This is a genomic window from Verrucomicrobiia bacterium (genome assembly GCA_019634625.1).
Lineage (GTDB): Bacteria > Verrucomicrobiota > Verrucomicrobiia > Limisphaerales > CAIMTB01 > CAIMTB01.
This window is the reverse complement of the sequence record JAHCBA010000016.1, coordinates 80078-95025: the sequence shown is the minus strand read 5'-3', so window position 1 is coordinate 95025 and position 14948 is coordinate 80078. Positions and strand designations below refer to the sequence as shown.

Genomic DNA, 14948 nt, shown 5'->3' with positions numbered 1-14948 from the left:
GCGAACGGGTCTCAGGACGGCCCTTGCCGGAGTCGGGTGGCGGCGCCTGCACCGGTCCTCGGCGTCACGGGGCCCCCGGGGCGACCGGCAGGTTGATGCAGCATTGAGATGGAGGATCGCTCCCTCCCCAAAATTGTTCGTCGCCCAACCCCGGCTTTCCTACCCTGCCGCCACTTGAGCAAGCGTCGTTCATCCCCCGCCCGCCCCGCCGCCACGGCGTCCCGAGCCCGCTCTGGATGGCTCCCCAAGGCCCTCATCGCGCTCATCGCGCCGCTCGCCTTCCTCGCCCTCGCCGAAGGTGCCCTCCGCGCCATCGGCTACGGCCATCCCACTTCGTACCTCGTCCCCGCCTCCCACGACCCGGAACGTTGGGTCGAGAATCCCCATTTCGGCCGCCCCCACTTCCCGGCCGGCCTCCTGCGAGTCCCCCCCCCAACCTCCATTGCACGCCGGAAACCTGACGGCACCGTGCGGATCCTCCTCTTCGGCGAATCGGCCGCCATGGGCGATCCCAAACCGGCCTTCGGCGTCGCCCGCCACCTCGAAGTCCTCCTCAGGGAACGCTTCGCCCCCACCCCGTTCGAGGTGATCCCGCTGGCCATGACCGCCATCAACTCCCATGCCCTGGTGCCCATGGCCCGCCAGGGCGCCGCCCTGGATGCCGATTACTGGATCGTCTTCGCCGGCAATAACGAAATGCTCGGCCCCTTCGGCGCCGGCACCGTCCTCGGCCGCAAAGCCCCGCCCTGGTGGTGGGTCCGCGCCTCCCTCGCCGCCCGCTCCACCCGCCTCGGCCAGGCCCTCGAAGCCACCGTCGCCCGGCTCCGCGGTTCCGCCTCCGGAAGCAGCCAATGGGCCGGCGTTCGCGTCCTCGCTTCCGACTCCATCGCCGGAGACGTCCCGGAACGCGCCCGGGTCCAAACCTCCTTCCAACGCAACCTCCGCGACATCGTCCGCGCCGGCCAGTCCTCCGGCGCCCAGGTCCTCCTCAGCTCCGTCGCCGTCAACCTCCGCGACTGCGGCCCGTTCGGTTCCCTCTTGCGTCCCGATCTCCCCGCGGCGCAACGCGAGGAATGGACCCGCCATTACGAATCAGGCCGCACCGCCCTCGCCTCCGAGAATGCCACGGCCGCCATCGAGTCCTTCAGTCAGGCCCGCTCCCTCGACGATTCCCATGCCGCCCTCCACTTCGAGTCGGCCAGGGCCTGGACCCTCCAGTCCGATTCCACCCTCGCCGCGGCGGCCTACCAGCGGGCCGTGGACCGCGACACCATCCCGCTCCGAACCGACGCACCCCTTAACGCCATCATCCGTCAGGTCGCCACGGAGACCTCGGCGGGGTTCATCGACAGCGCGGCCGCCCTCGCCGAACGCTCCCCCGAAGGTGTGGCCGGATCGGAGTGGTTCTACGAACACGTCCACTTCACCCCCGAAGGCAATGACGCCCTGGCCCGCCTCTTTGGCGACGCCCTGCTGCCTCTCCTGCCGGAACCTGTCCGCACCCGAGATGCCGGCTCCTGGATTTCCCCCGAGGCCTCCGCCACCCGTCTCGCCCTCACCCCCTGGGCCCGCTCGGCCGCCGTCGAAATCATGCTCCGACGCTGCGTGGACGCCCCCTTCACCAACCGCGTCAATCACGCCGAACAAATCGATCTCCTCGCCGCCGAAGCCGCCAGGCAGCGCCGCGCCCTCACCCCTGAAACCGCCCGGTTCGTCCGGGGCATCTTCACCAACGCCGTCGCTTCCGCCCCATCCGATCATCACCTCCGCCGCAGCCACGCCGAGTTCCTCGAGGCAATCGGGGATCTCAATGGTGCCATCGCCGAGTGGGACCGCGTCCGGGAATGGCTTCCCCACCACCCTGTGGCCTGGCTTCAGGCAGGCAGCCTCCGACGCCTCGCCGGACGCCCCGACGATGCCCAACCGCTCATCGAACGCGCCGTGGCCCTGCAACCGGACTGGCCCGAAGCTCACCTCGAACTGACCGAGGTGTTCCTCGCCCGCGGTCGTCCTGCCCAGGCCATCCCCGCCGCCCTTGCCGCCGTCCGCCTCCAACCCGATCAGGCCCGCGCCCACATCCGCCTCGCTCATGCCTACGGAGCCGATCGACGCACCGCCGACGCCATCGCCAGCCTCGAAACCGCCGTCTCCCTCGACCCCGCCTCCTGGGAGGCCCGCTACCTTCTCGGTGTCGAATACGCCATGCAGGACCGCCTCGAACCAGCCCGGGAACAGTTCGCCGAAACCCTCCGTCTCCGACCCGATCACGCCCGCGCCCAATTCAATCTCGGCATCGCCCTCGCCCGCCTCCAGCGCTGGCCCGAAGCCGCTCATCACCTCGCCGAAGCCGTCCGCCTTAACCCCCGGGACGAAGACGCCAAACGCGCCCTCGCCGAAGTCATCGTCCGCGGCCGCTCACCCTGACCCCGCGGGATCGCCGACGCCCATCCCATTGGCCTTGAGCCTGCGCGACGGACTCCAAGCTCAAGCTGACCGGATCCGCGTCCGGTCCTTTGCCCTACTTGGTCCAAGTCAAAAACAATGGGACCGGCATTATAAATTGCATCTTGTATTGTTGACGACGCGAACCAGGACAACAGGAAACAATGGGACCGGCCCAATGCTGTTGACGACCCGCGACACCATCGATCGCCCCGCCTCCACATGGGTTTCTTAGTCTAGTTGGAGTTGGAGTACCGGGCTCCGGGCTGGTGTATCGTCATCAACTAAGCGCCTGACTCGTAGATTAGATTAGCGATCCGGGCAGGATGATCGCGATGGAACGGTTGCAGCGCGCGAGGATCCCGCGGGCGGGGCATTTCCGGGATCGCAGGGGTCATCGGACCCGATTTAGGCCGGTTTCCCCCACCCCTCGTCGTCCCGGCTTCAGCCAGCCACAGCCATGCTCCAGCTCCCTGCCCAGATCCCGAGCCCCGACACTCTGAAGCGTGGACACCCAACAGCAGTTCTCCATTCCCACGTTGTTGGAAGCTCGCCCGCGGGTGAACAACAGCGGAGGAGCGAAGCCGCACCTCTTGCGGATTTATAGGCCCAACTTCTCGATCAGATCCGATTGCCGCCCGAGGTCAGAGCGGCGGCCGAGGGCATCAAAGGGGCGCTGCCGACCCTCGCTGGAGGCCCGATCAAGCTGGGTCGAGAGGTCGCGGTCTTGGTACGGTTGCTCGTCCCAAATCCGGGTTCCGCTCTCAACCCTCCACCTCCCCTTCGACCACCGGCTGGCGCCACTCGTCCCACCGCAATGCCCGTCCCCCCAAATACGCCTCGTACACCCGCTCCAGCCTCCGCGTCCCTCCCGACGCTCCAAACAACCTCTCCACCCGCTCCCTCCCCGCCCGACCCATCCTCGCACGCTCGCCCTCCGACATCCCCAGCACCTCCTCCATCGCACCCGTGAAGGCCGCCTGATCCCCCACCGGCACCAGCCGGCCGGTGACCCGATCCTCCAGGATCGCCCCCGGCCCCACCGACGCGAATGCCACCACCGGCCGTTCCAATCCCTGCGCCTCGGCCACCGCCAACCCGAAGTCCTCGTCCAGCGCCGGATGCGTCATCACCTCCGCACCCGCCATGAATCCGTATAAGTCCGCGTCCGGCACAAACCCCGGAAAATGAACGCGCCCCGCGATCCCAAGACTCCGCGCCTCCCCCCGTAACGCCTCCAAATAATCCGTCTCCATCCCGAACAATGCCCCGCCCGGAATCACTGCCTGCACATCGCCACTCCGCAACACCAGGTCCGCCACCGCCCGCAGCAGGTAGGAATGGCCCTTGTACCGCTGCAATCGTGATGCCATCGCGACCCACCTCCCCCCCGACGGTACCCCATACCGTTGTGCCAACACCTCCCGCCCGGTCCGGTGCCGCAAGTGCTCCATGTCCACCGGCGGCCAAACCATACTCACCTCGAATCCGCGCGCCGCGTACCAATCCGCCGTCCGCGGACAGTTCGCCACCACACCGGCCACGGGAATCCGGGTGAGCACCCGGGTGATCAGCGACCGGTCGGCCTCCGGCGCATGCACCGACCATACCGCCGGCACCCCGGCCCACCGCGCCGCCAGGCCCCCGTACGCATGCGCCCGAAACCCGTTCGCATGCACCAGGTCCACCTTCTCTTCCCGAATCAGCCTGCGAATCCCCGCCACTGCCCGCAGCACCCCGGCCATGTTCCGCATCCGATGCCGCCGGAACTCATACACCGTCGCGCCCGCCTCCCGGAGTTCCCCCGCCAGCGGACCCGGCCGCAACAGCACCACCGAAGCCCGGTACCGACGCCGGTCCAAATGCCGAAGGAAGTTCAGCAGGTACACCTCCGCCCCGCCCTTTTCCCCGACACAGGAAATCCACAGGACATGTGCCGCACGCCCCAAAGAATCGAACCCCGTCCGGTCTCCTCGCATGACCCCGCCGGGGCCACACGGCGCTGGCGTCATTCGGCACTCGAAGGACATGAACTTCGATCAAACCCAGCCTCCATCGTGTCCTTCACACCTTCGTTCGCGGCTTCGTGCAAATTCCGTCCTGTCTCGTGCGTGCCGAACCTGGGATCAGGACCCTTGCCCCAGCCCCACCCACCTCCCCTATCTCGCCCCCCCGGAAGGCACCAGCTTCCACACCACCCCCGTCTGATCCACCAAACCCGCCCGCTGGGTCGTCATCACATACAACTCACCGTGTGCATCCTCTCCGAAGGCCACCAGGTATCCGCCCAGACTTCCCCCCGGATGCGACGCCACGGGCAACGGCTCCATCGTCCATTCTGTCCGGCCCGCCTCCGTCGGCCGCGTGGCCACAAAAAGGCGCCCGTCCGCCACCGCCCATTGCCGGCTCCAGTCCCCAAACACATAGCGCCCCTGCAAGTGCTGCAGCGCGGACCCGCGGTAGATATACCCTCCAGTCACGCTGATGCCCCTGCCCTCGGGATCGTTGGGAAAGGCATTCAGGTTCTTGTACTCGATGATCGGATCCACCAACGCGTCACGGTCCGCCGGCTGCACCCGTTCCTCGAGGTCCACCTTGCCAGGCTGCGTCGGGTCGAAGGCATGACGCCCTTCCCTCTGGTTCCAACCGTAGTTCGCACCCCGCCGGATCAGGTTCACCTCCTCGTACCGCCCCTGACCCACATCCGCCGCGATCAACTCCCGCGTGCCGCCCCGGTCGAAAGACATCCCCCAGGGATTCCGCAGCCCCCACGCGTAAATCTCCGGTCGCGCCGCCGTCACCCCGAGAAACGGATTGTCGGAGGGAATCCCGTACGGGCGCCCGCCCTCGGACCGGTCCACATCGATCCGCAGGATCTTCCCCAGCAACGTCGTCAGATCCTGCCCGTTCCCCGCAGGCGACCGGTCAAACCCGAGATCGTGGGCGTTCCCGCCGTCGCCGCTGGAAATGTACAGCAACCCGTCCGGACCAAACTTGAGCGGCCCTCCGTTGTGGTTGAAGTACGGCTGATCGATTCGCAGCAGCACCCGCTCGCTATCCGGATCCACCCGCGCCCCATCCGGCGTCACCCGGAACTCGCTCACATGGCCGGTGTGATTCCAGTTGGTCGCACGCGACGCCTGCAGCGGCGCGCTGTAATGCACATACACCTTCCCGTTCTCCCGGAACCCCGGATGCAGCGCCAACCCGATCACACCCCGCTCATCGAATCCCCGGTTCAATCGCGTCAGACGCGGCCGCAAGTCAAGAAACGGCTCCGCCCGGACCCGCCCCCCCGCCTCGATCACATGCACCACCCCGATCTGGTCCGCCACCAGCAGGCGCTCGGCATCCAGCGACGTCACCGCCACCGGCGACACAAACCCCCGCGCCACCGGTTGCAGGGTCTGCTCCGCCGCCTCCCCGCGGATGCCAGTCATCGGCAGCAAACCCGTCAGGGCCATCACCCGGATCCATGCGGGCACCTTCCATCGTTTCGTCGCTTCAAGTCGGGGCATGGCGGCGAAGCATAGTGACCGCGCCCCCGCTGACAAGCGCCCGCAAGGCCGCCCCGGGGTCAGATCTGTGAATTTGACACTTGAAGTCTCAACCCCGCCGTCCGGCCAAATGTCAAATTCACAGATCTGACCCCGACTTCTTGCTCGATTCCTGCCCAGAAGCCCGGCAAAAGCGGGCCATGCATCCCCCTGATCCCCGCCGGCGAACGCCAGCCTTTACCCTCATCAAACTCCTGGTGGTCATTGCCATCATCGCCATCCTCGCCAGCATGCTCATGCCCGCCCTCGGCAAAGCCAAAGCCAAGGCCCTCGGCATCAAGTGCGTCGGCAACCTCAAGCAACTTGGCCTCGCCCACTTCATGTACGTCAACGATGCCGAAAAGACCCTCCCCTACCGCATCGATGCCGACCTCTGGCAGGCCGGGCTCATCGAACACTACGCGCGCGTCGATGAGGTGAAATTCTGCCCGGTCGCCCCTTACAACCCCCGCAAGGCCCGCGGCTCCGCCACCTCCGCCTGGGTCTGGGGCTCCCAACTCAAACCCGGTACCCGCATCCCCCGCTGGTCCGGCAGCTACGCCCTCAATGGCTGGATGTACGGAGGCGACTGGCCCGACGCCCAGGGCCTCTTCCCCAGCGTCCGCAATGCCTTCAGAGCCGAAAGCGACATCACCCGCCCCTCCCTCACCCCCGTCTTCATGGACTCCATGTGGATCGACGCCTGGCCCCAGGAACGCGACCGGCCCGCCGCCAACCTCCTCGAAGGCGATTCCGCCGCCAATGCCGGCCTGTCCCGCCTCACCATCGCCCGCCACGGAGCCGGCCCGTCCGGCGTCCCGGCCCAATTGCCCCGCGGCGCCAAACTCCCGGGCGCCATCAACCTCGCCTTCGCCGATGGCTCCGCCACCCTCGTCCAGCTCGAAAAACTCTGGGAGTATTCCTGGCACAAGGCCTGGACCAACCCGCCCGCCCGCCCTCAGTAGTCCGCACCCCGCCCCCCGGGGTCACATCTGTGAATTTGACATTTGCGATCCACGGAGCGCCTGAACCTCCAAATGTCAAATTCACAGATCTGACCCCGACTCCTTGCCCTGGAGCAGCGGACGCAGGAACCGGCCGGTGTGCGACCGTGCCGTCCCCGCCACCTTCTCCGGCGTCCCCGCCACCACCAACCGCCCTCCTGCCTCGCCCGCTTCAGGACCCAGATCGATCACCCAGTCCGCCTCGGCGATCAACTCGAGGTGATGCTCGATCACCAGCACCGTGTGCCCGTGGTCCACCAACCGCTGCAACACTTCCACCAGCCGCCGCACATCCGCCCCATGCAGCCCGATGGTCGGTTCCTCAAGGACGAACAGGTTTCGCGCCACCCGGCGCCCGTGCCGTTCCTCCCCGGGCTCCTTCAGCCCGGCCAGCAGGTGCGTCACCAGCTTCACCCGCTGCGCCTCGCCGCCGCTCAGGGTCGGACTCGTCTGCCCCAGCTTCAAATATCCCAGGCCCGTGTCCCGTAACGCCTCCAGCGGACGCCGCACCCGCGGCACCGCCTCGAAAAACTCCAGCGCCTCGTCCACCGACATTCCGAGCACCGCCGCGATGCTCTTCCCCCCGTACTCGACATCCAGCGTCTCCGGACTGAACCGCGTCCCCCGGCACGCCTCGCACCGCAGGTAGGCCGGCGGCAGGAAGTTCATCTCCAGCTTGATCTCCCCGGCCCCGTCGCACTGCGGACATCGCCCGGCCGCCGCATTGAACGAAAAGCGCCCCGCCGTGTACCCCCGCATCCGCGCCTCGGGCACCTGGGCGAACAACGCCCGGATCTCATCGAAGAACCCCACGTACGTCGCCGGCGTGGACCGCGGCGTCCGACCGATCGGCGACTGATCCACCTCATACACCGCCTTCAACGTCTCGTGCCCGCTCACTCGCGACGCCCCCCCTTCCCCCGCCCCGGACTCCCCGCTGCCACCCCGCGTCCCCTTCCCCGGCCGCCGCAACGCCGCCGTCAACGCCGGCAACAGGCATTCCCGCACCAGCGTGCTCTTGCCCGATCCGCTCACCCCGGTCACCACCACCAACCGCCCCAGCGGGATCGTGACGGTCAACCCCTTCAGATTGTGCGCCCCGGCGTCGTGCAGCGTCAGCCAATCCCCTCCGGAACTCCCAATCCGGCTCACCCTCCGGCGCTCTCCCCGCGTCGGGTACCGCCGCCGTTCCCGCAGGCAGCGCCCCGTAACCGACGTCTCGTGCTCCATCAACTCCGCCAGCGTCCCCTCCGCCACCAACTCTCCTCCGTGCGTCCCCGCCCCGGGCCCCAGGTCGATCACCCAGTCCGCCCGCCGCAACGTGTCCTCGTCGTGTTCCACCACCAGCAGCGAGTTTCCCCGCCCCTTCAACTGCTCCAGGGCCGACAGCAACCGCAGGTTGTCCCGCGCATGCAACCCGATGGTCGGCTCGTCGAGCACGTACAACACCCCGCTCAGGTTCGACCCCAACTGCGCCGCCAGTCGAATCCGCTGCGCCTCCCCCCCGGACAACGTCGTCACGCTCCGGTGCAACTGGAGATACCCCAGCCCGATCTCCTCCAGCACCGCCAGCCGCGACCGCAACTCCGGCACAATGTCCCGCGCAATCTCCGCCGCACGCCCCTCGAACCGCAACCCGCTCACCCACTCGTTGGCCTCCGACACCGACTGCGCCCCCAGGGTCACCAACGTCGGTCCCAACGTCGCCCCGGTCCGGCCCCGTCCCGCCCCCGCCTGCAACCGCACCGCCCGCGACACCGGATTCAACCGCGCCCCGTGGCAGTCCGGACAAGTCTCCCGCTGTCCTTCGCCCCAGTTCCACCACGACTCCTCGATGGCATCCGCCCGCGCCCCGCGATCCGCCTCGGGCAGCGGAAACAATTCCCCAAACCCCCGGCACTTCGGACACCAGCCCTGCGCGGAGTTGTAGGAGAACTGCTTCGGGTCGAGCGCCTGAAACGACCGGCCGCACCCCGGACATGCCCGCTCCGTGGAATGCACCGTGACCTTCCCCCGGTTGTCCAAAGCCAGCACCGTTCCCTTCCCCACCTCCAGCGCCTCGTCCACCAACTGGGTCGGCGTCGGACCTTCCCCGCGCTTCGCCCCTCCCTTCCGAGGCTTCTCCAGCACGCCAACGACCACCTCGACATCGTGCTCCCGAAATCGGTCCAGCCGGAACGGCCGGTCCGTCCGGTACATCGTTCCGTCCGCCCGCACCTCCGCGTACCCGTGCCGCGCCGCCCATTCGGCCACCTCGCTGTGATATCCCTTCCGGTTCCTCACCACCGGCGCCAGCAGCAGCAATTCCCCGCGCTTCCCCAATTCCTCCCCCAACCGGTCCCGCACCTGGTCCCGCGTCTGCCCCTCGACCGCCAGCTCGCACTCGGGACAAAACGGCGTCCCCAGCCGTGCGAACAGCAACCGCAGGAAATGGTGGATCTCCGTGACCGTCGCCACCGTGCTCTTGCCCCCCCCGCGCGAGGTCCGCTGCTCGATGCTCACCGTCGGCGGCAGCCCGGTGATCGCGTCCACATCCGGCCGCGCCATCTGCTCCACGAACTGCCGCGCATACGCGCTCATGCAGTCCAGAAAACGGCGCTGCCCCTCCGCAAACACCAGGTCGAATGCCAGCGTGCTCTTCCCGGACCCGCTCACTCCCGTCACCACCACCATCCGCCCCAACGGAATCCCCACCGTCAGGTTCTTCAGGTTGTGTTCCCGGGCCCCCTGGACCCACACCGACCCCTCCCCCTCTCTCTCCCCTCTCCCCTGTTCGTCGGGCGCTTGCACAACAGTCCGGCAGTCGGCCAGTCCTTTAAACCGCCACCGGTTCCCCGCGCCGCACCGACTCCTCCTCCGCCTCGCAGATCCGCACCGCCCCGGCTCCGTCTTCACCCGTCACCACCGTCGGTGCCCGACCTGCCGCCACGCTCTCCAGAAAGTGCGTCAACTCCCCCACATACCCGTCCGTGTCCGCAATCGCTTCCACCCGCGCCGGCTTCCCCTCCTCATGCAACCGCAACGCCTCCGCACCCCGTCCCAGATCGTAGTCCGCCGTCGCCCGCTCGAAGTTCACCGTGTACGCCATGTTGAATCCGAAACTCTCCCCCATCAGCCACGATCCCTCCGCCGACACCACCGCCCCCCCCTCCACCTCGTACTGGGTCACCACATGATCGATGGCCCCGCTGAACCGGCTCAGCCCCCGCGAATACACCCGACGCGGCCGCCCGAACAGAAACTGCACGAAGTCCGTGTCGTGAATGTGCAGATCCAGCAGCGCCCCCCCGGACTCAGCCCCCTTGAAATACGTCCCCTTGCTCCAGCCCGGCGGCCCGCTCACCCGACGAAACCGGGCCGCCAGCAATGTCCCGTACCGGCCGTCCGCCATCGCCTCCGTCAACCAGGCCCAACCCGGCCAGAACCGCATGCACATCGCCGGCATGAAAAAACCCTTCGCCGTCGCCGCCACCTCGAGAATCTCCCGGCACTGCGCCGAGGTCCGCGCCATCGGCTTCTCACACAACACATGCTTCCCCGCCCGCAACGCCGCCGTCGCCACCTCCACGTGCTGCGACGTCGGCAGACAGATGTCCACCACCTCGATCGCCGGATTCTCCAGCACCTCGCGGTAATCCTTCGTCGCCTGGACCTGGCCCAGATCCAGCCGCACCGGATCCGGGTCCGCCACGTTCCCCGCCACCCCGCTCAACTCCCCGTCCGCCGGCAGCTTGAACGCATCGCAGATCGCCGCCACCCGCGCCTGGGGAATCTTCCGGTAGGCCTTGATGTGGGTCACCCCCATGAACCCGAGCCCAATGACGCCAACGCTGATCATGTCGGCCGTGGGCTTACCGGACCCCGGCCCTCCTGCCAAGCGCGCAACGTGTCCCTCCCTTCGCGGGGATTATTGTGTTTTCAAGCGATCCCGGGGCCGGTAGGCTCCTCGCAACGCCCTCATCGGAAGGCACCTGTATGGCAGTGATCATCTCTAAACCCAACAAGGGCCCCGCCCGTGCGGGCGTCCTTGCGGCCGGCAACTGGATCGTCGATGAAGTCAAACTGATCGACACATACCCCGCCGTGGAGAAACTCGCCAACATCCGCAGCCAAAGCCTCGGCACCGGAGGCGCCCCCTACAACGTCCTCGTCGATCTCTCCCGCCTCGGCGCCACCTTCCCCCTCGCCGCCGCCGGCCTCGTCGGCCAGGACGCCTTCGGCGAACGCATCCTCGCCGACTGCCGTGAACACAAGATCGAGGTGAAGGGCCTCAAGACCACCAACAAGGCCCCCACCTCCTACACCGATGTCATGACCGAGGCCGCCAACGGCCGTCGCACCTTCTTCCATTTCCGCGGCGCCAACGCCCTCTGGGACGGCTCGGAACTCGATTTCTCCAAGTCCAAGGCCAAACTGTTCCACCTCGGCTACCTCCTCCTCCTCGACGCCCTCGACCAGCCCGACAAGAAGTACGGCACCCGCGGCGCCGCCCTCCTGGCCCGCGCCCAGGAAGCCGGACTCAAGACCTCCCTCGACGTCGTCACCGAGGATTCCGACCGCTACGCCAAGTTCGTCGTCCCCGCCCTCAAGCACACCGACTACCTCATCGTGAACGAACTCGAGGCCGGCAAGATCTCCGGGTTCAAGATCCGCCAGGCCAACGGCGCCCTCGACACCGTCTCCCTCCGCCATGCCGCCGGAGCCCTCCTCCAGATGGGCATCCGCGAACTCGTCGTCATCCATTTCCCCGAAGGCGCCTTCGCCCGCACCCGCAAAGGAGAAGACGTCTGGCAGTCCTCCCTCAAGGTCCCCCAAAAACAAATCGCCGGCACCGCCGGGGCCGGGGACGCCTTCGCCGCCGGGGTCCTGCTCGGTCTCCACGAGGGTTGGGAACTCGCCCGCTGCCTCCAGACCGCCGTCTGCGTCGCCGCCGCCTCCCTCTCCGATCCCGGTTGCACCGGCGGCATCAAACCCCTCGCCACCTGCCTCGCCCTCGCCAAGAAATACGGCGTCCGCCCCTCCCTCGAACCGGCCGACTAAGCGAAGCGGCCAAGCGGCCGACGAATCGGCCGACGAATCCTCCGTGCGCGGCGACTTCAGCACCGCGATTCACCGCCGCCCTTCACCGCCGCCCTTCACCGCCGCCCTTCACCGCCGCCCTTCACCGCCGCCCTTCACCGCCGCAACCGCAGCGTCTTCGTCAGCTTCGCCAGCCATCCCCCCGACGCCCCGCCGTCCCCTCCCGCCCGACCCGGCGCCATGATCGCCACGCACTCCGCTCCGCAGAGCGGACAGTAGGCGTGCGACGCCCCCCCGCGCCGCCCCAGCAACCGCACGCAGTCCGGACAAAACTGCTCCCCGCACCGACGACAGCGATACTGCGCATGGATCCCGGAATGCTGGATACAGCAGGGATACCCGTCGGGCGCGAACCGCGGTGGAGGCGGTGGAGGCGGCGGAGGCTTCGGAATGGACACCGTGACGACACTCTTCGGCACCCCGACGACGCGCATCTCGACACTGCCCAGTGCCAGCACATCCCCCTCGTTCACCTCGGCCTCGCTCACCGGCCGGCCGTTGATGAAGGTCCCGTTCGTCGATGCCAGGTCGCGGACCAGCAACCGTTCCCGCATCACCCACAACTCGCAGTGCGACGCCGAAATCGAGGCGTCCTCCAGCATCACCTCATTGCCCGCGGCACGCCCGACGCGGTTGAGTCCCTCCCCAAGCGGATGCTCGCGTCCTGCTGACCCGCCATACATGACGACCAGGGTAACCATCGTTCGCCGGCAATCCCGGCGGCGCTCAACCCTGACGCCCGGCCCCGTAAAGGCTCAAGCCTCCGTCAAGCCCGCTCCATGTACTTCCCGGTCCGCGTGTCCACCTTGATCTTCTCGCCAAACTTGATGAACAGCGGGGCCTGGATGCTGATGCCGGTCTCCAGGGTCACCGTCTTCTGAACGTTGTTGGCCGAGTCGCCCTTCACCCCCTCCGGCGCTTCCGTCACCGTCAGCACCACACTGGCAGGCATCTCCACGATGATCGGCCGCTCGTTCACCATCGTCACCGTCACACTCTGGTTCTCGATCAGGTAGTTCTTCGCGTCCCCCACGATCTCCGGCGTCACATTCACACTGTCGAATGTCTCCGGATCCGTGAAGACATAGTCCTCCCCGTCCTTGTAGCTGAACTCCATCCGCCGCGTGTTCAACGGGATCACCTCGACCTTCTCCGTCGAGCTGAACCGGACGTCCATGGACTTCCCCGTCCGCACACTGCGCAGGCTCGCCTGCACGAAGGCCCTCAGATTCCCCGGAGTGCGATGCTGGGTCTCCAGAACCACACAGATGTCGCCGTTGTAGTCGATCGCCATCCCGCGGCGCATGTCGTTTGCCGAAATTGCCATAACTCGTCGATTGGTTCCCTCCACGGCACAGCCCGTATTCCTCGGCCGTCCGGAGGGGTCGCGAAACTAGGGTCTGAGACCCACGAAGCAAGCGCGGAGTTCCGTCACCCGTCCGTCTCCACGGCCTCCCCCAGGGCCTCCACCAACTCCTCCACCGTCCACGCCCGACCCCGCCCCTCCAGGCCGTCCGCCGCCGCCCCGTGCCGCCAGACCCCGTACGCCACCGCCTTCCGGAATTCCCCCCGCAACCCCGGCTGGGCCAGCAACCCTCCCAGATACCCCGCCAGCACATCCCCGCTTCCCCCCTGCGCCAGTCCCGGATTCCCCGTCGAGTTGATCCACATCGGACCCGTCTCGCCCCCAATCCGGGTGTGCCGCCCCTTCAACACCACTTCCACCCCGCCCCCTCCCCACCGCCCCGCCAACCGGCGCACCGCCCCCTCCCGGTCCGACTGCACCGCCCCCGCGTCCATCCCCAGCAACCGCCCCGCCTCGCCCGGATGCGGCGTCACCACCCGCCTTCCCGCTCCCACCCCCAATGGCCCCGAAGGCAGCCAGTCCAGGGCGCTCGCATCCACCACCACCACCCCGGACGCCGTCGCCCAGATCCGGCACACCTCCTCTCGCACCGCCGGACTCAGCCCCGTCGATGCCAGCCCCGGCCCCAACACCCACGCGTCATACCGCTCGTCGTCCAGGGCCCCGCCACGCCACGGCCGCACCATGGCCCCGCTCAACTGTCCGGCCACCGGCCCGTAGCACCCTTCGTCCGTGTACACCGTGACCCGTCCCGGCCTCGCCCGCATCGCCCCCCGTGCCGCCAGCACCGCCGCCCCGTGATACCCCACGCTCCCCGCCACCACCGCCACGTGCCCGTACTCGCCCTTGTGTCCGCCCACCGGTCGCCGCGGCGGATACCCCTCAAAATCCGAAACCATGACCCACCATGCGTCCCCCCCCTCGTCCCCGCCGGTCAACCCGATGTCCCCGGCCAGTTCCAACCGCCCGACCTGCCTCGCCGCCTCCTCCCGCAGCAGCCCCGTCTTCACCGCCCCCAGCGTCACGGTCACCGCCGCTTCGATCGCCACCCCCATCACGTCGCCCGTGTCGGCATTCAGACCCGACGGCACATCCACCGCCAGGACCCGCACTCCCGCCTCGTTGACCGCCTCGACCAGCTCACGCCAAGGCCCCTCGACCGGCCGGTTCAATCCAATCCCGAACAACCCGTCGATCACCAGCGCCCGGGCTCGACCCCGATGCTCCCCCAGCCACGCCCGAGCCGCCCCAAACGCCTGCGGGTCCTGAAAGCGCAGCAACAACGTGTCCCGATCCGCCAGATGCTGGTCCGCCACCGCGGCGTCCTCGCCATTGTTGCCGCAGCCCGCCAGCACCAGCACCGGGTCGTCCACCCGGGTCCAACGCTGCGCCACGCGTGCCACCGCCGCCCCCGCCCTCCGGATCACCGACTCCGGCGTCACCCCCGACGCCCAGGTGCGCTCCTCCCGCGCGCGCATCGCCGCCACGTTCAACACCGGTTCCGGCATGGTCCTCCTCCCT

General features: G+C 68.1%; 10 protein-coding genes. 3 read left to right on the top strand and 7 right to left on the bottom strand.

Annotated elements, in window-relative coordinates; genetic code table 11:
* Positions 1–174: 174 nt before the first annotated feature.
* Entirely contained in the window at positions 175–2424 is a 2250-nt protein-coding gene (locus KF833_11560; GenBank protein ID MBX3745933.1) for a tetratricopeptide repeat protein, read from the top strand.
* 782 nt (positions 2425–3206) lie between these two features.
* Here KF833_11560 and KF833_11555 read toward each other — a convergent pair.
* Positions 3207–4391: a glycosyltransferase family 4 protein gene (locus KF833_11555; protein ID MBX3745932.1), complete on the bottom strand. Its 1185-nt coding sequence runs from the start codon at positions 4389–4391 to the stop codon at positions 3207–3209.
* A gap of 210 nt (positions 4392–4601) precedes the next feature.
* Entirely contained in the window at positions 4602–5882 is a 1281-nt protein-coding gene (locus KF833_11550) for a PQQ-dependent sugar dehydrogenase (protein MBX3745931.1), read from the bottom strand.
* Positions 5883–6139: 257 nt separating this feature from the next.
* On the opposite strand from KF833_11550, the gene KF833_11545 reads away from it, so the two are divergent.
* Entirely contained in the window at positions 6140–6943 is an 804-nt protein-coding gene (locus KF833_11545) for a type II secretion system protein (protein MBX3745930.1), read from the top strand.
* Between the two features lie 81 nt (positions 6944–7024).
* On the opposite strand, the gene KF833_11540 is transcribed toward KF833_11545, so the two are convergent.
* Positions 7025–9655 (bottom strand): excinuclease ABC subunit A, encoded by a 2631-nt coding sequence (locus KF833_11540; GenBank protein ID MBX3745929.1) that lies wholly within the window; start codon positions 9653–9655, stop codon positions 7025–7027.
* Positions 9656–9797: 142 nt separating this feature from the next.
* Positions 9798–10820: a Gfo/Idh/MocA family oxidoreductase gene (locus KF833_11535; GenBank protein ID MBX3745928.1), complete on the bottom strand. Its 1023-nt coding sequence runs from the start codon at positions 10818–10820 to the stop codon at positions 9798–9800.
* A 137-nt stretch (positions 10821–10957) separates the two neighbouring features.
* On the opposite strand from KF833_11535, the gene KF833_11530 reads away from it, so the two are divergent.
* Positions 10958–12022 (top strand): carbohydrate kinase family protein, encoded by a 1065-nt coding sequence (locus tag KF833_11530; GenBank protein MBX3745927.1) that lies wholly within the window; start codon positions 10958–10960, stop codon positions 12020–12022.
* A 134-nt stretch (positions 12023–12156) separates the two neighbouring features.
* On the opposite strand, the gene KF833_11525 is transcribed toward KF833_11530, so the two are convergent.
* The 3 genes from KF833_11525 to KF833_11515 all read right to left on the bottom strand — a co-directional run bounded on the left by KF833_11525 (position 12157) and on the right by KF833_11515 (position 14935).
* Positions 12157–12762 carry an FHA domain-containing protein gene (locus KF833_11525; protein MBX3745926.1) on the bottom strand — a complete coding sequence of 202 codons (606 nt, stop codon included), beginning with the start codon at positions 12760–12762 and terminating at the stop codon, positions 12157–12159.
* 65 nt (positions 12763–12827) lie between these two features.
* Positions 12828–13388 carry an elongation factor P gene (gene efp / locus KF833_11520; protein MBX3745925.1) on the bottom strand — a complete coding sequence of 187 codons (561 nt, stop codon included), beginning with the start codon at positions 13386–13388 and terminating at the stop codon, positions 12828–12830.
* 104 nt (positions 13389–13492) lie between these two features.
* On the bottom strand, positions 13493–14935 hold the full coding sequence (locus KF833_11515) for an NAD(P)H-hydrate dehydratase (protein MBX3745924.1): 1443 nt from the start codon (positions 14933–14935) through the stop codon (positions 13493–13495).
* Positions 14936–14948: the final 13 nt, after the last annotated feature.

What these genes read in the sequence shown, in the direction of transcription:
- KF833_11550 (MBX3745931.1), bottom strand. Translation starts at nt 5,882, where the DNA reads ATGACTGGCATCCGCGGGGAGGCGGCGGAGCAGACCCTGCAACCGGTG.
- KF833_11545 (MBX3745930.1), top strand. Translation starts at nt 6,140, where the DNA reads ATGCATCCCCCTGATCCCCGCCGGCGAACGCCAGCCTTTACCCTCATC.
- KF833_11540 (MBX3745929.1), bottom strand. Translation starts at nt 9,655, where the DNA reads ATGGTGGTGGTGACGGGAGTGAGCGGGTCCGGGAAGAGCACGCTGGCA.
- KF833_11535 (MBX3745928.1), bottom strand. Translation starts at nt 10,820, where the DNA reads ATGATCAGCGTTGGCGTCATTGGGCTCGGGTTCATGGGGGTGACCCAC.
- KF833_11530 (MBX3745927.1), top strand. Translation starts at nt 10,958, where the DNA reads ATGGCAGTGATCATCTCTAAACCCAACAAGGGCCCCGCCCGTGCGGGC.
- KF833_11525 (MBX3745926.1), bottom strand. Translation starts at nt 12,762, where the DNA reads ATGGTTACCCTGGTCGTCATGTATGGCGGGTCAGCAGGACGCGAGCAT.
- efp (MBX3745925.1), bottom strand. Translation starts at nt 13,388, where the DNA reads ATGGCAATTTCGGCAAACGACATGCGCCGCGGGATGGCGATCGACTAC.
- KF833_11515 (MBX3745924.1), bottom strand. Translation starts at nt 14,935, where the DNA reads ATGCCGGAACCGGTGTTGAACGTGGCGGCGATGCGCGCGCGGGAGGAG.